This is a genomic window from Ideonella flava (assembly GCF_051857595.1).
GTDB lineage: Bacteria > Pseudomonadota > Gammaproteobacteria > Burkholderiales > Burkholderiaceae_C > Ideonella.
This window is the reverse complement of record NZ_JBPZHD010000009.1, coordinates 309,073-326,071: the sequence shown is the minus strand read 5'-3', so window position 1 is coordinate 326,071 and position 16,999 is coordinate 309,073. Positions and strand designations below refer to the sequence as shown.

Below are 16,999 nucleotides of genomic sequence, written 5' to 3'. Positions count from 1 at the left end.
TGCCGAAGGGATCACCCACATGAGCGCCAGCTATGAGATTCACGGCCCGGTGGCCGTCATCACGCTGAACAACCCGCCGGTCAACGGGCTGGGTCACGACACCCGCCTGGGCGTGGCCGAGGGCCTGGAGCGGGCCCAGGCCGACGAGAACGTCAAGGCCATCGTCATCACCGGTGCCGGCAAGGCCTTCTCGGGCGGGGCCGACATCAAGGAGTTCGGCACGCCGAAGGCCCTGGCCGAGCCCAACCTGCTGTCGCTGATCCGCCTGGTCGAGCTGTGCAGCAAGCCGGTGGTGGCCGCGGTGCACGGCGTGTGCATGGGCGGCGGCCTGGAGCTGGCGCTGGGCTGCCACTACCGCGTGGCGACGCCGGGCGCGAACGTCGCCTTGCCGGAGGTCAAGATCGGCCTGATCCCCGGGGCGGGCGGCACGCAGCGGCTCTCGCGGGTGCTGGGCGTGGAGACGGCGCTGAACATGATCGTCTCGGGCGATCCGGTGAAGAGCGAGCTGCTGGCCATGCAGCCGGGCCAGAAGCTGTTCGACAAGCTGATCACCGAGGGCGAGCTGCTGGCCGGGGCCATCGCCTTCGCCACTGAAGTGGCTGACAAACGACCACTGTCGCTGGTGCGCGACATGAAGGTCACGCACCCGAACCCGGATGCCTACTTCCAGTTCGCGCGCAACACCGTGAAGGCGATGGCGAAGAACTTCCCGGCGCCCGCCAAGTGCGTGGACGCGGTGGAGGCCTCGCTCAAGCGCAAGTTCGACGACGGCATGGCCTACGAGCGCGAGCTCTTCGTGGGCCTGATGATGACGCCGGAATGCAAGGCGCTGCGCCACGCCTTCTTCGCCGAGCGTGCCGCCAGCAAGATCCCCGACGTGCCCGAGGACACGCCCCTGCGCGAGGTGAAGAAGGTCGCCATCATCGGCGCCGGCACCATGGGCGGTGGCATCGCGATGAACTTCCTCTCGGCCGGCGTGCCGGTGGTGATGCTGGAGATGAAGCCCGAGGCGCTGGAGCGCGGCGTGGCCACCATCCGCAAGAACTACGAGGCGCAGGTCAAGAAGGGCAAGCTCAAGGCGGAGAAGTACGAAGGCCAGATGGCCCTGCTCGGCACCACCCTCGACTACGCCGCGATCGGCGATGCCGACATGGTGATCGAGGCGGTCTTCGAGGACATGGAGGTCAAGAAGGAGGTGTTCCAGAAGCTGGACGAGGTGATGAAGCCCGGCGCCATCCTGGCCACCAACACCTCGACGCTGGATGTCGACAGGATCGCGGCCTTCACGAAGCGCCCGCAGGACGTGATCGGCACCCACTTCTTCAGCCCGGCCAACGTGATGAAGCTGCTGGAGGTGGTGCGCGGCGGGAAGACGGCCAAGGACGTGCTGGCCACGGTGATGGCGCTGGGCAAGAAGATCCGCAAGACCTGCGTCGTCTCCGGCGTGTGCGACGGCTTCATCGGCAACCGCATGATCGAGCAGTACAGCCGCCAGGCCGGCTTCCTGCTGGAAGAGGGCTGCACGCCGCAGCAGGTCGACAAGGCGGTGGAGAAGTTCGGCTTCGCGATGGGGCCGTTCCGCATGGGCGACCTGGCCGGCAACGACGTGGGCTGGTACATCCGCAAGCGCCGTTATGTCGAGAAGCCGAACCTGCGCTATTCGAAGACGGCGGACCTGCTGTGCGAGCTGGGCCGCTTCGGCCAGAAGACCGGCGCCGGCTGGTACGACTACCAGGCCGGCAAGCGCGACGCGATCCCCTCGCCAGTGGTCGAGAAGATGATCGTCGACCACCGCGCCGCGATGGGCATCACGCCGCGCAAGATCAGCGACGAGGAGATCGTCCACCGCCTGGTCTTCGCGTTGGTCAACGAGGGCGCGCGGCTGCTGGAGGAGGGCATCGCGCTGCGGGCCTCCGACATCGACATGGTCTACCTGACCGGCTACGGCTTCCCGCTGCACCGCGGCGGGCCGATGTGCTACGCCGACACCTACGGCCTGTACAACGTGATGCAGGCCATGAAGCGCTTCGCCCAGAACCCGAACGACGATGCCTCGTTCTGGGAGCCGGCGCCGCTCATCCGGAAGCTGGTGGCCGAGGGCAAGAGCTTCAGCTGATCGGCCGGTGATGGTCAAACGCCTGCTGCTGGCACTGCTGGCCTTGCTGGCGCTGCTCGCGGCCATCGTGGCGGCGAACACGCTGCGCCAGGGCTCGCGCCAACTGGACGTTCCGCCGGCGCCGGCGCTGGCGGTCGACGAGGCGGGCGCCGCCTCGCGTTTGTCGGAGGCGATCCGCACGCGCACGGTGTCCAGCCTGGACGACCCGCAGGCCAACGCCGACCAGTTCCGCCAGCTGCACGTGCTGCTGCAAGAGCGCTATCCGAAGCTGCACGCGGCGATGCAGCGCGAGGTGGTCGGCGAGCTGAGCCTGCTCTACACCTGGAAGGGCTCCGACCCGTCGCTGCCACCCATCCTGCTGATGGCCCACCAGGACGTGGTGCCCATCGCTCCCGGCACCGAAGGCGACTGGACCGAGTCGCCGTTCGCGGGCACGGTGAAGGACGGCTTCGTCTGGGGCCGCGGCGCCTGGGACGACAAGGGCAACCTGATCGCGCAGCTGGAGGCGATGGAGATGCTGGCGGCGGCGGGCTTCCAGCCCCGGCGCACCATCCACCTGGCCTTCGGCGCCGACGAGGAGGTCAGCGGCGAGCGCGGAGCGAAGCAGATCGCGGCGCTGCTGAAGTCGCGCGGCGAGCGGCTGGAGTTCGTGATCGACGAGGGCCTGCTGATCACCGAGGGCATCATGCCGGGCCTGTCGAAGCCGGCCGCGCTGATCGGCATTGCCGAGAAGGGCTTTCTCTCGGTGGTGCTGAAGGTGCCGGCCACGCCCGGGCACTCGTCGATGCCGCCGCCCCAGGGCGAGAGCGCGATCGCGATGATGAGCGCGGCGCTCAAGGGCCTGGAGGACGGGCAGCTGCCCGGCGGCATCCGCGGCGTCGCGCGCGAGATGTTCGAGACCATCGCGCCGGAGATGAGCGGCTTCGGCCGCGTCGCATTGGCCAACCTGTGGCTGTTCGGGCCGGTGGTGAAGCGGCAGCTGGAGGCCAAGGCCAGCACCAACGCGATGCTGCGCACCACCACCGCGCTGACCATCGTCAACGCCGGCAACAAGGACAACGTGCTGCCCGGCCGCGCCGAGGCGACGGTGAACTTCCGCCTTCTGCCCGGCGACAGCGCCTCGGCAGTGATGGGCCATGTGCACGACGTGGCACAGGCCGCGGCGCCGAAAGGCCGCTTCGAGCTCCTGGCGCTGCCCGGTGCGAGCGAGGCCTCGCCGGTGTCGCCCGTGCGGTCGGCCTCCTACCAGCTCATCAACCGGACGGTGCGCGAGGTCTTCCCAGGCACCCTGGTGGCGCCCGGGCTGATGATCGGGGCCACCGACTCGCGCCACTTCACCGGCATCAGCGACCACGTCTACCGTTTCTCGCCCGTGCGCGCGCGGCCCGAGGACCTGCCCCGCTTCCACGGCACCAACGAACGCATCTCGGCCGCCAACCTGGCCGAGCTGATCCGCTTCTACCACCGCCTCGTCAGCCAGGCCGCTGGCGCGGGCGCTTGAACTTCATTCACCTTTCACAGGAGCCCGCCATGAGCCGAGCCGTCATCGTTTCCACTGCGCGCACGCCGCTGGCCAAGAGCTGGAAGGGCGCCTTCAACATGACCCACGGCGCCACGCTGGGCGGCCACGTGGTGAAGGCCGCCGTCGAGCGCGCCGGCATCGACCCGGGCGCGGTCGAGGACGTGCTCATGGGCTGCGCCAACCCCGAAGGCGCGACCGGCTGGAACATCGCGCGCCAGATCGCCCTGCGTGCGGGCCTGCCGATCTCGGTGGCCGGCCTGACCGTCAACCGCTTCTGCTCCAGCGGCCTGCAGACCATCGCGATGGCGGCGCAGCGGATCATGTCCGGCGAAGGCGATGTCTACGTGGCCGGCGGGGTGGAGAGCATCTCCTGCGTGCAGCAGGAGATGAACACCCACATGTTCCAGGACCCCTGGCTGATGCAGCACAAGCCCGAGATCTACTGGCCCATGCTGCAGACCGCCGAGCAGGTCGCCAAGCGCTATGAGATCCCCAAGGAGCGCATGGACCGCTTCGGCGCCGAGAGCCAGCAGAAGGCCTGCGCCGCGCAGGCCGCAGGCAAGTTCGCCGAAGAGATCGTGCCGATCACGGTGACGGCCGGCGTGGCCGACAAGGTCATGGGCCTGCGCAGCAAGGAGGTCACGGTCAGCGTGGACGAGGGCCTGCGCGAAGGCACGACCTACGAATCGATCAAGGACATTCGCACGGCGGTGCCTGGGGGCGTGGTGACGGCCGGCAACGCGAGCCAGTACAGCGACGGCGCGGGTGCCTGCGCGGTGGTGAGCGAGGCCTACGCCGAACGCAAGGGCCTGAAGCCCCTGGGCCGCTTCCTCGGCTTCGCCGTGGCCGGCTGCGAGCCGGACGAGATGGGCATAGGCCCGGTCTTCGCCGTGCCCAAGCTGCTTCAGCGCCTGGGCCTGACGGCCGCCGACATCGACCTGTGGGAGCTGAACGAGGCCTTCGCCGTGCAGGTCCTGTACTGCGCCGACAGGATAGGCATCCCGATGGATCGCCTGAACGTCAACGGCGGCGCCATCGCGGTGGGCCATCCCTACGGCATGTCCGGCCAGCGCCTGACCGGCCATGCGCTGATCGAAGGCAAGAGGCGCGGCGCGAAGAAGGTGTGCGTGACGATGTGCATCGGCGGCGGCATGGGCGCCGCCGGCATCTTCGAAGTGCTGTGACGAAGGTGGCCAGCCGGACTCGCGCGGGCTGGTTTCCTGCTCCACCGCTTCACCGACCCACCGAGGTGCTGCCATGACGTCTTCCGGTTTCGATCCCGAACTGTTTCTCCAACTGGGCCGCGAGGTGCTCGCCGAGCAGGCCTTCAGCCGACTGCTGGGCGCCGAGCTGACTCGGCTCGCGCCAGGCAAGGCGGAGCTGCAACTGATGCTGAAGGACGAGCTGAAGCAGCAGCACGGCTTCGCCCATGGCGGAGTCCTCAGCTACCTGGCCGACAACGCGCTGACCTATGCCGGCGGCACCGCGATGCGCGTGCCGGTCGTCACCTCGGAGTTCAAGATCAATTACCTGCGGCCGGCCACGGGCGAACGGCTCGTGGCCAGGGCCGAGGCGGTGAGCGCAGGCAAGACGCAGAGCGTGTGCCGGTGCGAGGTCTACTCGGTACTCGGCCACGAAGAGACGCTGTGCGCGATCGCGCAGGGGACGATCGCCCGCGTGGGCGACGCCCCGCCTCACTGAGTGGCGGGGCACATGCCGAGCTGGTCCGACGCCGCGGTGCAGGGCATCGAGGGCCGCCAGCGAACGAGGGTCATGAAGCCCCCGGCCCCCATGGCGGAACCGCTGTCGCAACCTTAGGACCCTTCCATGCTCCGCGAGACGATCGATTTCCTGCTCCACGACTGGCTGCGTGCCGAGTCGCTGACGGGGCGCCCGCGCTTCGCCGACCACTCCCGCGAAACCTTCGCCTCGGTGCTGGACACCTGCGAGCGCATCGCCCGGGAGAAGTACGCACCCTTCAATCGCCTGGTCGACACCGAGGAGCCGCGCTTCGACGGCGAGAAGGTGATCCTGCCGCAGGCCACCTACGACGCCTGGAAGGCCTACGGCGAATCCGGCATGCTGAGCGCGGCGCAGGACTACGACATCGGCGGCATGCAGCTGCCCTACACGGTGGAGGCGGCGGCCAACGCCTTCTTCGCCCGGGCCTCGGTCAGCATCGGCAGCGGCCTGCTCACAGTGGGCAACGCCAACCTCCTGATGGCCCACGGCACCGAGGCGCAAAAGCGCGTCTTCGCCCTCAACGAGTTCAGCGGCCGCTGGTCCGGCACCATGTGCCTGTCGGAGCCGCAGGCGGGCTCCAGCCTGTCGGACGTCGCCACGCGGGCCGCGGCCGACGGAGACGATTTCGAGTCGGATCCGATGGGCCCGCGCTACCGGCTCCAGGGCAACAAGATGTGGATCTCGGCGGGCGAGCACGAGCTCACCGAGAACATCGTCCACCTGGTGCTCGCCAAGGTTCCGGGCCCGGACGGCAAGCCGGTGCCCGGCACCAAGGGCATCTCGCTTTTCATCGTGCCCAAGAAGCTGGTCGACACGCATGGCCGCCTCACCGGTGAGCGCAACGACGTGGTGCTGGCCGGCCTGAACCACAAGTGCGGCTGGCGCGGCACGACCAACACGCTGCTGAACTTTGGCGAAGGGCGCTTCACCCCGGGCGGCAAGGCGGGCGCCGTGGGCTACCTCGTCGGCCGGCCGGGCGAGGGCCTGCGCTGCATGTTCCACATGATGAACGAGGCGCGCATCGGCGTCGGCATGGCGGCCACCATGCTCGGCTATGCGGGCTACGAGGCCTCGCTGGCCTACGCTCGGCAGCGGCCGCAGGGGCGCCCCATCACCGCCGAGGGCAAGCAGGCCTCGGCGCCGCAAGTACCCATCATCGAGCACGCCGACGTCAAGCGCATGCTGCTGGCGCAGAAGGCGTATTCCGAAGGCGCGCTGGCCTTGGCGCTGTACTGCGCCCGCCTGGTGGATGAGCAGCACACCGGCACGCCGGAGTCCTCGGCTGAAGCGGCGCTGCTGCTGGAGGTTCTGACGCCCATCGCCAAGAGCTTTCCGAGCCAGTGGTGCCTGGAGGCCAACAGCCTGGCGATCCAGGTCCACGGCGGCTACGGCTACACGCGCGACTTCCCGGTCGAGCAGTACTGGCGCGACAACCGCCTGAACATGATCCACGAGGGCACCCACGGCATCCAGGCGCTGGACCTGCTCGGGCGCAAGGTGGTGATGCAGGGCGGCGCGGGCCTGAAGCTGCTGGCCACACGCATCAACGACACCATCGAGCGCGCCGGCCATGCGGACGGCCTGGCCGAGTTCGCGACGCAACTCGGCGCCGCCGTCCAGCGCCTGGGCGCCGCCACCAAGTCCGCCTGGGCCACCGGCGTGCCGGAGGAGGCGCTGGCCAACGCCACGCCGTACCTGCAGGCCTTCGGCCACGTGGTGATCGCGTGGATGTGGCTCGACGTGGCCCTGGCCGCCCGCTCGTCCGACACCGCCCGCCGCGAAGGCACGCGGGCGGCCTGCCGCTACTTCTATGCCTACGAACTGCCGCTGGTCGAAAGCTGGCTGAAGGTCGTGAGCAGCCGCGAAGCCGTCTGCCGCGAGATGCGCGACGAGTTTTTCTGAACCAGGAGACGCCATGAGCACCCCCATCCAGCAACTCTTCAACCTCGAGGGCCAGACGGCCGTGGTGACCGGCGGCTCGCGCGGCCTGGGCCTGCAGATCGCCGAATCGCTGGGCGAGGCCGGCGCCAAGATCCTGCTCAGCTCCCGCAAGGCCGCCGACCTGGAGGAGGCGGCCGCCCACCTGCAGGCCAAGGGCATAGACACGCGCTGGATCGCGGCCGATGCCAGCCAGCCCGACGAGGCGCGCCGCGTGGTGGCCGAGGCCATGGAGCGCATGGGCCGCATCGACATCCTGGTCAACAACGCCGGCGCCACCTGGGGCGCGCCGGCCGAGGACCACCCGCTGGAGGCCTGGGACAAGGTGATGAACCTGAACATCCGCAGCCTCTTCGTCTTCAGCCAGGCGGCGGCCAAGGCCAGCATGATCCCGCGCCGCCACGGCCGCATCATCAACGTCGCCTCCATCGCTGGCCTGGGCGGCAACCCGCCGGGCATGCAGACGGTGGCCTACAACACAAGCAAGGCGGCGGTGATCAACTTCACCCGCACCCTGGCTGGCGAATGGGGCCGCCACGGCATCAACGTGAATGCCATCGCGCCCGGCTTCTTCCCGAGCAAGATGACCAAGGGCCTGCTGGACAAGCTGGGCGCCGAGAAGATGGCCGCCCACGCGCCGTTGAACCGCCTGGGCGACGACGACGACCTCAAGGGCGTCGCGCTGCTGTTCGCCTCGGCCGCCGGCAAGCACATCACCGGCCAGACGCTGGCGGTCGATGGCGGCGTCTCCGCACTCACTGGAGGCTGATCGCCTTGTCCCGCCAGAAGATCCCCTTCCCGGTCAAGGTGCCCTTCGTCGAGCGCCTGGGCCTGGAGCTGCACGCCTGCTCGAACGGTGCCAGCGAGGTCCGCGTCGACCTCACCGAGTCGCACATGAACTCCTGGGAGGTCGCCCATGGCGGCGTGGTGATGACCATGCTCGACGTGGCCATGGCCATGGCCGCGCGCAGCCAGAACCTGGATGGGCCCGGCGTCGCGACCATCGAGATGAAGACCAGCTTCATGCGCCCGGCCGAGGGCGAACTGCGCGCCCTGGGCAAGCTGCTGCAGCGGACCACCACGCTGGCCTTCTGCGAGGCCTCGGTGGTGGATGCCGAGGGCCATCTTTGCGCCCACGCCACCGGCACCTTCAAGTACGTGCGGGCCCTGCCCGCCAAGGGGCGCGAGATCAAGCCCCTGCAACGCCGCGACAACGACAACCCCTGACCCAAAGGACAAGACCATGACCACGAACCACCAGATCCTGCTCGCCTCGCGACCCGAAGGCGAACCCACTGCCGCCAACTTCAAGCTCGTCGAGGTGCCGCTGCCCAGCCTGCAGGACGGCCAGGTGCTGGTGCGCAACCACTTCCTGAGCCTCGATCCGTACATGCGCGGCCGCATGAACGACTCCAAGAGCTATGCCGCGCCGCAGCCGCTGAACGAGGTGATGATCGGCGGCACGGCCGGCGAGGTCGTCGAGTCGAGGAACGCCGCGTTCAAGGCCGGCGACAAGGTGGTCGGCATGGGCGGCTGGCAGGAGTACGTCGTCGTCAACGCGGAAGAGCGCGGCGCGCTGCGCAAGGTCGACACGACGCACATCCCGCTGTCGGCCTACCTCGGGGCGGTCGGCATGCCCGGCGTCACGGCCTGGTATGGCCTGGTCAAGATCATCGACCCGAAGCCGGGCGAGACGGTGGTGGTCAGCGCCGCGAGCGGGGCGGTCGGTGGTGCCGTGGGCCAGCTGGCCAAGGCGCGCGGCTGCCGCGCCGTGGGCCTGGCCGGTGGGCCCGAGAAGTGCGCCGCGGTGGTGAACGAGCTGGGCTTCGACGCGTGCATCGACTACAAGGCCCATCCCGACCTGAAGTCGCTGTCCAAGGCGCTGAAGGAGGCCTGCCCGAACGGCATCGACGGCTACTTCGAGAACGTGGGCGGCATGATCCTGGACGCGGTGATGCTGCGCAGCAATGCCTTCGCCCGTGTCGCGCTGTGCGGAATGATCGCCGGCTACAACGGCGAGCCCATCCCGATGACCATGCCGCAGCTGCTGCTGACCAACCGCATGAAGCTCGAGGGCTTCATCGTCAGCGAGCACATGGAGGTCTGGCCGGAAGCGCTGAAGGAACTCGGCACCCTCGTGGCCACCGGCAAGTTCAAGTACCGCGAGACGGTGGCTCAAGGCCTTGCCAGCGCCCCAGAGGCTTTCCTCGGCCTGCTCAAGGGCAGGAACTTCGGCAAGCAGCTCGTCAATCTGATCTGATGGCCGCGAAGATCACCTGGGAATGGACGCGCTTCGAGGGCCTGTCGCTGCAGGCCCTCTACGAGTTGCTCGCGTTGCGCCAGAAGGTCTTCGTGCTGGAGCAGGGGCCCTACCTGGATGCCGACGGGCTGGACCAGCACAGCTGGCACCTGCTCGGAAGAGATGCTTCAGGCGAACTCCTGCTGTACCTGCGCGTCGTCGACCCCGGCCTGAAGTACGACGAACCCTCCATTGGCCGCGTGGTGATCGACAAGACCCTGCGGGGCACGGGGCTGGGCCGCGTGATGATGGCCGAGGCGCTGAAGCGTTGCGACCAGGCGTGGCCCGGCCGCGCCAACCGCATCAGCGCCCAGGCGCACCTGGCCCGGTTCTACGGCGAGTTCGGCTTCGCGCCGGTGGGCGAGCCCTACCTCGAGGACACCATTCCCCACCAGGAAATGCTGAGGCAGCCATGAACGCCGCGAGCGCATCGCCGACCCACGAGGTGACCAACCAGAGCACGCCCTTGGCCGACGTGAACCTGTTCGACGGCGACCGGGCCTTGCGTGATGCGCTCGCCTTTCATGCGCCGGGGCTGGAGGTCGCCAGCCTGCGCGCACTGGGGGCGGAAGTCGGCAGCGCCGCGATGCAGTCCCATGCGCGCCTGGCCAATCTGCACAAGCCGGTGCTGCACACCCACGACAGGCAGGGCCGCCGCGTCGACGAGGTCGAGTTCCATCCCAGCTACCACGCGCTCATCGGCAGCGTCATCGGCCATGGCCTGCACGGCACGCCTTGGGCCGAAGGACCTGGCGGCCACCTGCGCCGCGCGGCCGGCTTCATCCTCTTCACCGAGCTCGAGGCTTCCGTCATGTGCCCGGTATCGATGAGCTATGCCGTCACGCCTGCACTGCGGGCGAATGCGGCGCTGCACGCCGATTGGGGCGGCAAGGTCACGGCACCGGCCTACGACGATCGGCCGCTGCCGGTCGGCGCCAAGGGTGGCGTCACGCTGGGCATGGGCATGACCGAGAAGCAGGGTGGTTCGGACGTGCGCGCCAACACGACGCACGCCGAGCGCGATGGCGAGGACCGGTGGGGCGAGCGCTACCGCATCACCGGCCACAAGTGGTTCTTCTCCGCGCCGCAAAGCGATGCCCACCTGGTGCTGGCGCAGACCGCGGGCGGGCTGTCGTGCTTTCTCGTGCCGCGCTGGCTGCCCGACGGCGCCCGCAACCGCATCGAGGTCCAGCGCCTCAAGGACAAGCTCGGCAACCAGGCCAACGCGAGTTCCGAAGTGGAGTTCCGCGAGGCCTTCGGCTGGCGTGTCGGCGACGAGGGTCGAGGCATCCCGCAGATCCTCGCCATGGGGGCCTTGACCCGGCTCGATTGCGCGCTCGGCACCGCCGGGCTGATGCGGCAGGCGCTGGGCGTCGCGCTCCATCACACCGTGCAGCGCGAGGCCTTCGGCAAGCCCCTGGCCGCGCATCCCCTGATGAAGAACGTGCTGGCCGACCTGGCGCTGGAAAGCGAGGCCGCCACCGCGCTGGCGATGCGCGTCGCGCGTACGGTCGATCGCACCGAGCACGGCCAGGACCCGAGCGGCCACGAGGCCGTCATGCGCCGCGTGCTGACGCCGGTGGCCAAGTTCTGGGTCTGCAAGCGCGGCAGCCACTTCGCCCAGGAGGCGATGGAGTGCCTCGGCGGCAATGGCTACGTGGAAGAGCACGGCGAAGGCGTGATGGCCCGCATCTACCGCGAAATGCCGCTCAACTCCATCTGGGAGGGCGCGGGCAACATCATGGCGATCGACCTGCTGCGCTCGCTCCGCGGCGGCCCGGTGGCCGAGGCGCTGGCCGCCGAGCTGGCGCCCGCGCGCGGAGCGCATGCGGCATTCGATCGCCTGGCCGGTGCACTGCCGGCCAGGCTCGACGGCCTGACCGAGGAGGTCGAGGCCCGTGTGCTGGCTCGCGACATCGCGCTGGCTGTGCAGGCCGCGCTGCTTCGCCAGCATGCGCCGGACTTCGTCTTCGAGGCTTTCTGCGATTCGCGCCTGGGCACCGGCGACTCGCTGGGCGCCTTCGGCAGCCTGGCACGCCACGCCGCTTTCGATGCGCTCATCGCGCGCGCCAACCCGATCCAGTAGAGGTATCGACATGGGCTACTTCACCGGCCGCACCGCGGTCATCACCGGTGCCGCGTCAGGCTTCGGCCTGGAGGCCTCGCGCATCGCCGCGCGCGAGGGCATGAACGTGGTCATGGCGGACGTCATGCCCGAGCCGCTGGCGAACGCGGCGGCCGAGGTCCAGGGCCTCGGCGCGGAAGTGCTTCCCGTCCCGGTGGATGTCTCCAGCGCCGAGCGGGTGCAGGCGCTGTCCGACGCCACGGTTGAACGCTTCGGCGCGCCGCATTTCGTGTTCAACAACGCCGGCGTCTCCGTCGGCGGGCTGGTCTGGGAGCACACCGTCAAGGATTGGGACTGGATCATCGGCGTGAACCTGATGGGCGTGGCCCATGGCGTGCGCGTGTTCACGCCGCTGATGCTCGAAGCCGCGAAGAAGGATCCGGCGTACCGCGGCCACATCGTCAACACCGCTTCGATGGCGGGCCTGGTCAACATGCCCAACCAGGGCGCGTACAACGTGACCAAGCATGCCGTCGTCTCGCTCAGCGAGACGCTGTACCAGGATCTCGCGCTGGTCAGCGACCAGGTGCATGCCCATGTTCTGTGCCCCTACTTCGTGCCGACCGGCATCGCCCACAGCGAGCGATCCCGGCCCGGCGAGATGCGTGACGCCGCGGCGATGACGGCGAGCCAGAAGGTCGCGCAGGCCCTGGGCGTGAAGGCGGTGGCCAGCGGCAAGGTCAGCGCGGCCGAGGTGGCGCGCTTCGTCTTCGATGCCATGCAGGCGAACCGCTTCTACGTCTTCAGCCATCCCAACGAGCGTGCCCTCGGACCGGTGGCCGTGCGCGCCGAAGACATCGTCAGGATGCGCAACCCCACCGATCCTTTCGAGCACCGGCCGGAGCTCGGCGAGCAGTTGCGCGCCGCCTTGCGCCAGTCCTGAGGGCTCCCGGCGCCCAGCCTGCGTCCGAGCCCATCGAGTGGAGTGGCGCAGCCACCTCGCTCGAGAGCTCACCTCTGGCGAGGCGGCGAGGCCGGGCGTACGATGGTCCGGCCTTCGCCGGCGGTTCGAGCCGCTGCCGGCGCGGGCCAGGCCATCGGCTCGGAGCAGGAGCTTGCCATGGACCATGCGATCGAGCAGCCGCGTGCTGTTGTCGAAACCCCAAGCGTGCGCCGCATCGACCCAGCCCGCCCCCTGGTGTGGCTGCGCCAGGGCTGGAACGACCTGGCCCATGCCGGCTGGGCCAGCCTCGCGCACGGCGGCTTCGTTTCGGTGCTGGGCATCTGCCTGCTGCTGCTCGCCTGGAAGGCGCCGTACATGGTGCCGGCCTATCTCGGCGGCTTCCTGCTCGTCGCGCCCTTCGCGGCCATCGGCCTGTATGCCTTGTCCCGCCAGCTTGACCAGGATCAAGCCGTGGATGGACACGCGGCCCTGCACGCCTGGAGCGACAACGCGGGCTCGGTGGCGCTGTTCGGCCTGATGCTCGCGGTGGCGCTGATCTTCTGGGAGCGGACGACGGCGGTGCTGTTCGCACTGCTCTACACCGGCAACGCGGCCGACGTGGGCAGCGTGCTCGCCGGCCTGCTGCTGGATCCGCGCAACCTGGTGCTTGCGCTCGCCTTCTTCGGCGCCGGCGCGGTGCTGGCCGCCGTCGTGTTCGCCCTGGGCGTGGTCACGGTGCCGATGATGCTGGACAAGCCGGTGGACGTGATCACCGCGGCCGTCACCAGCCTGCGCTGCTGCGCGAGGAATCCCGGCCCCATGTTCGTCTGGGCGGCGCTGATCGCCGGCATCACCGCCTTGGGCTTCGCCTCCGGCATGCTGGGGCTCATCGTGGCCTTCCCGCTGCTCGGGCACGCCAGCTGGCATGCCTATCGCGATCTCGTCGAGTAGGTGGGCTTCGAACAGCAGGTCGGCTGGGGCCTCGCTGCGCTGTTCGGCGGCTTGCCCTTGTGGGCGCTGGTCGGCTGGCTGGCCTCCCGCGGCCAGGGCGGTTTCGAGTCCGGCGCGGGCACGGCGCTGCTGCTGTTCGGCCTGACGGGCCTGGGCGCCGCGGGCTGGGTGGCCTGGTTCATCCACGGCCATCCGGAGGCCGTGGCGGCGCTGGAGGATCCAAGGCAGCCGTACGCGATGGTCGGTGTGTTCGGCGCCTTCGGCGGCTTCGGCGTCCTGGGCGGCAGCGTGCTGCTGGCCAGCGGCTCGCGCCAGCGGCGGGCGAGACTGGAGCGGGCTCGCGAGCCGGCGCCGGTGAGCGCCGAGCGCGAGCGCTGGGGCAGCTCCTTCACCATCGCCGGCAACGTGGCGATCATGGGATGCGCCGTCGCCACGGCGTTTCTCGACCTGAGTGCGGTGCAGGGCACGACGCTGATGTTCTCGGGTGTCGTGGCGGGGTGCGCGTGCTTCTTCGTGGCCTTTGCGTGCAAGGGGTTGCTCTCGCTGGAGGCCGCGCTGATCCTCATCCTGGTCGGGGGCGGCTTTGCGTTGGCGCTCGCGGCCCTGCGCTACCTCGGCTAGCACATTTCCCGCGGCGTCGGTTCTGGCACACTCGCCCGCTTTTCAGCCTTTGCCCCTTTCGGTTTTGGAAAAGATCCTTTTGCAAATCGCCGCCGAACTGAAGGTTCGGCCCGCGCAAGTGAACGCAGCCGTGGCGCTGCTGGATGGTGGGGCCACCGTGCCCTTCATCGCCCGCTACCGCAAGGAGGCCACCGATGGCCTGGACGACATCCAGCTGCGCGAGCTGGAAGCGCGCCTGGGCTACCTGCGCGAGCTGGAGGAGCGCCGCGCCGCGGTCCTCAAGAGCATCGAGGAGCAGGGCAAGCTGACGCCCGAGCTGCGAGCCGCCCTCGAGGCCGTGCCGACCAAGCAGGAGCTGGAAGACCTCTACCTGCCCTACAAGCCCAAGCGCCGCACCAAGGGCATGATCGCCCGCGAGGCCGGCCTGGAGCCGCTGGCCGACAGGCTCTTCGCCGACCCCTCTCTCGATCCTCAGGCCGAAGCGGCCGGGTTCGTCAATGCCGATGCCGGTTTCGCCGACGCCTTCGCGGTGCTCGACGGTGTCCGCGACCTCCTGTCCGAGCGCTGGGCCGAGGATGCCGGGCTGGTGGGCAAGCTGCGCGAATGGCTGTGGGAGGAGGGCCTGTTCCAGTCCAAGCTGATGGACGGCAAGGACCCGGACAACGCCGACATCGCCAAGTTCCGCGACTACTTCGAGTACGACGAGCCGATCCGCACCGTGCCTTCGCACCGCGCGCTGGCCGTGTTCCGCGGTCGCACGCAGGAGATCCTCGACGCCAAGCTGGTGCTCGACGAAGACATCGTGCCGGGCCAGCCGACGCTGGCCGAGGGTCGCATCGCCAGCCACCTGGGCTGGCGTCACGGCAAGCGTGCAGGTGACGAGCTGATCCGCAAGACCATCGCCTGGACCTGGAAGGTCAAGCTCTCGATGAGCCTGGAGCGAGACCTCTTCGGACGCCTGCGCGAAGAGGCCGAGAAGGTGGCGATCAAGGTCTTCAGCGAGAACCTGCGCGACCTGCTGCTGGCCGCGCCCGCCGGCAAGCGTGTGGTCATGGGCCTGGATCCCGGCATCCGCACGGGGGTCAAGGTGGCCGTGGTCAGCGACACCGGCAAGGTGCTGGATACCCACACCGTCTACCCGCACGAGCCGCGCAAGGATTGGGAAGGCTCCATCCATACGCTGGGCCGGCTGTGCGCCACCCACGGCGTGAACCTGATCGCCATCGGCAACGGCACGGCCAGCCGCGAGACGGACAAGCTCGCCGGCGACCTGATCAAGCGCATCCAGCAGCTGGCTCCCGGCACCCACATCGAGAAGGTCGTGGTGAGCGAGGCGGGCGCCTCCGTCTACTCGGCCTCCGAATTCGCGTCCAAGGAACTGCCGGACCTGGACGTGTCGCTGCGCGGTGCCGTCTCCATCGCCCGCCGCCTGCAGGATCCATTGGCCGAGCTGGTGAAGATCGATCCCAAGAGCATAGGCGTCGGCCAGTACCAGCACGACGTCAACCAGAGCGAGCTGGCGCGCACGCTGGACGCGGTCGTCGAGGATTGCGTGAACTCGGTGGGCGTCGACCTGAACACCGCCTCGGCGCCGCTGCTGGCACGTGTCTCGGGCCTGTCGAATGCCGTGGCCAACAGCATCGTGCGCTGGCGCGACAGCCACGGCGCCTTCCGCAACCGCCAGCAGCTGCTGGAGGTGGCGGGCCTGGGCGCCAAGACCTTCGAGCAGGCGGCCGGCTTCCTGCGCATCCGCGACGGCGACAACCCGCTGGACCTGTCCGGCGTGCACCCCGAGACCTACCCGGTGGTGCAGCGCATGCTCGACAAGCTGCAGCGCCCGGCCGGCGAGGTGATGGGCAAGAGCGACGTCATCCGCACCCTCAAGCCCGAGGCCTTCGCCGACGACAAGTTCGGCGCCATCACCGTCAAGGACATCCTGGCCGAGCTGGAAAAGCCCGGCCGCGACCCGCGCCCGGACTTCAAGGTCGCCCGCTTCAACGACGGCGTCGAGGACATCAAGGACCTGCAGGCCGGCATGGTGCTGGAGGGCACGGTCAGCAACGTGGCGCAGTTCGGCGCCTTCGTCGACCTGGGCGTGCACCAGGACGGCCTGGTCCACGTGAGCCAGCTGTCGAACAAGTTCGTCAACGACGCCCGCGAGGTGGTCAAGACCGGCGACATCGTCAAGGTCAAGGTGCTCGAGGTGGACCTGGCCCGCAAGCGGATCTCGCTGACCATGAAGCTCGATGCGGCCCCGTCGCAGAAGGGCCAGGGCGCCCGGGGCGACAACAGCTTCCGCCCGCCCGCACGCGGCGAGCGCACCGCCGGCGGGCGCGGCAGCTCCCCGGCGGCGCCGGAAAATGCGATGGCTGCGGCATTTGCCAAGCTGCAGCGGCGCTGACCGGCGGGGCGCTGGTGGGGCGAGACGTAAAATCGGCGGTTCGGATTTCAGCGGATCGAGCGCCGAACCCAGGCGAGAGAGGGAAGACAAGATGACAGCAGCCAACACAGCGAACCAGGTCGAAGGCGCGGACCTGTCCGCGCTGGAGCGCGAACTCGCCGAACTGTGCGTGAGCGCGCTCAACCTGGAGCAGGCCGCCGACTCGATCGACCCCACGGCGCAGCTCTACGGTGACGGCCTGGGGCTCGATTCGATCGACATCCTCGAACTCGCGCTGGAGGTCTCGCGCAAGTACGGCTTCGAGCTGCGCTCGGACGACGAGCGCAACCACGAGATCTTCCAGTCGCTGCGCACGCTGGCCGCCCATGTGGCGGCTCATCGCACGCGCTGAGGTGGAGCA

At 69.2% G+C, this 16,999-nt stretch carries 15 protein-coding genes; all 15 read left to right on the top strand.

The features are described 5' to 3' along the window. Nucleotides 1-19 precede the first annotated feature (19 nt). The 15 genes from ACS5PM_RS21110 to ACS5PM_RS21040 all read left to right on the top strand — a co-directional run bounded on the left by ACS5PM_RS21110 (nucleotide 20) and on the right by ACS5PM_RS21040 (nucleotide 16,990). Entirely contained in the window at nucleotides 20-2,116 is a 2,097-nt protein-coding gene (locus ACS5PM_RS21110; protein ID WP_439389654.1) for a 3-hydroxyacyl-CoA dehydrogenase NAD-binding domain-containing protein, read from the top strand. A 10-nt stretch (nucleotides 2,117-2,126) separates the two neighbouring features. Then, nucleotides 2,127-3,617 (top strand): M20 family peptidase, encoded by a 1,491-nt coding sequence (locus tag ACS5PM_RS21105; RefSeq protein ID WP_439389653.1) that lies wholly within the window; start codon nucleotides 2,127-2,129, stop codon nucleotides 3,615-3,617. 29 nt (nucleotides 3,618-3,646) lie between these two features. Further along, the gene (locus ACS5PM_RS21100) at nucleotides 3,647-4,822 is read left to right on the top strand and encodes an acetyl-CoA C-acyltransferase (protein WP_439389652.1); all 1,176 of its coding nucleotides are present in this window, start codon (nucleotides 3,647-3,649) and stop codon (nucleotides 4,820-4,822) included. A gap of 73 nt (nucleotides 4,823-4,895) precedes the next feature. Continuing rightward, nucleotides 4,896-5,339, top strand: coding sequence for a PaaI family thioesterase (locus ACS5PM_RS21095; RefSeq protein WP_439389651.1), 444 nt, complete (start codon nucleotides 4,896-4,898; stop codon nucleotides 5,337-5,339). A 126-nt stretch (nucleotides 5,340-5,465) separates the two neighbouring features. Next, nucleotides 5,466-7,283, top strand: coding sequence for an acyl-CoA dehydrogenase (locus ACS5PM_RS21090; protein WP_439389650.1), 1,818 nt, complete (start codon nucleotides 5,466-5,468; stop codon nucleotides 7,281-7,283). A gap of 13 nt (nucleotides 7,284-7,296) precedes the next feature. Next, nucleotides 7,297-8,088, top strand: coding sequence for an SDR family oxidoreductase (locus tag ACS5PM_RS21085; protein ID WP_439389649.1), 792 nt, complete (start codon nucleotides 7,297-7,299; stop codon nucleotides 8,086-8,088). Between the two features lie 5 nt (nucleotides 8,089-8,093). Then, nucleotides 8,094-8,546: a PaaI family thioesterase gene (locus ACS5PM_RS21080; RefSeq protein WP_439389648.1), complete on the top strand. Its 453-nt coding sequence runs from the start codon at nucleotides 8,094-8,096 to the stop codon at nucleotides 8,544-8,546. Between the two features lie 16 nt (nucleotides 8,547-8,562). Continuing rightward, nucleotides 8,563-9,579 carry an NADP-dependent oxidoreductase gene (locus ACS5PM_RS21075; RefSeq protein ID WP_439389647.1) on the top strand — a complete coding sequence of 339 codons (1,017 nt, stop codon included), beginning with the start codon at nucleotides 8,563-8,565 and terminating at the stop codon, nucleotides 9,577-9,579. After that, nucleotides 9,579-10,034 (top strand): GNAT family N-acetyltransferase, encoded by a 456-nt coding sequence (locus ACS5PM_RS21070; protein ID WP_439389646.1) that lies wholly within the window; start codon nucleotides 9,579-9,581, stop codon nucleotides 10,032-10,034. The genes ACS5PM_RS21075 and ACS5PM_RS21070 overlap by 1 nt, the downstream gene beginning before the upstream one ends. Further along, nucleotides 10,031-11,704 (top strand): isovaleryl-CoA dehydrogenase, encoded by a 1,674-nt coding sequence (locus ACS5PM_RS21065; RefSeq protein WP_439389645.1) that lies wholly within the window; start codon nucleotides 10,031-10,033, stop codon nucleotides 11,702-11,704. Before ACS5PM_RS21070 ends, ACS5PM_RS21065 begins: the two co-directional genes overlap by 4 nt. Before the next feature lie 10 nt (nucleotides 11,705-11,714). Further along, nucleotides 11,715-12,626 carry an SDR family oxidoreductase gene (locus ACS5PM_RS21060; RefSeq protein ID WP_439389644.1) on the top strand — a complete coding sequence of 304 codons (912 nt, stop codon included), beginning with the start codon at nucleotides 11,715-11,717 and terminating at the stop codon, nucleotides 12,624-12,626. Nucleotides 12,627-12,803: 177 nt separating this feature from the next. Next, nucleotides 12,804-13,577 (top strand): DUF2189 domain-containing protein, encoded by a 774-nt coding sequence (locus ACS5PM_RS21055; protein WP_439389643.1) that lies wholly within the window; start codon nucleotides 12,804-12,806, stop codon nucleotides 13,575-13,577. Next, the gene (locus ACS5PM_RS21050) at nucleotides 13,578-14,198 is read left to right on the top strand and encodes a hypothetical protein (protein ID WP_439389642.1); all 621 of its coding nucleotides are present in this window, start codon (nucleotides 13,578-13,580) and stop codon (nucleotides 14,196-14,198) included. 64 nt (nucleotides 14,199-14,262) lie between these two features. Further along, entirely contained in the window at nucleotides 14,263-16,599 is a 2,337-nt protein-coding gene (locus tag ACS5PM_RS21045; protein WP_439389641.1) for a Tex family protein, read from the top strand. A 91-nt stretch (nucleotides 16,600-16,690) separates the two neighbouring features. Beyond that, nucleotides 16,691-16,990, top strand: coding sequence for a phosphopantetheine-binding protein (locus ACS5PM_RS21040; protein ID WP_439389640.1), 300 nt, complete (start codon nucleotides 16,691-16,693; stop codon nucleotides 16,988-16,990). Nucleotides 16,991-16,999 lie beyond the last annotated feature (9 nt).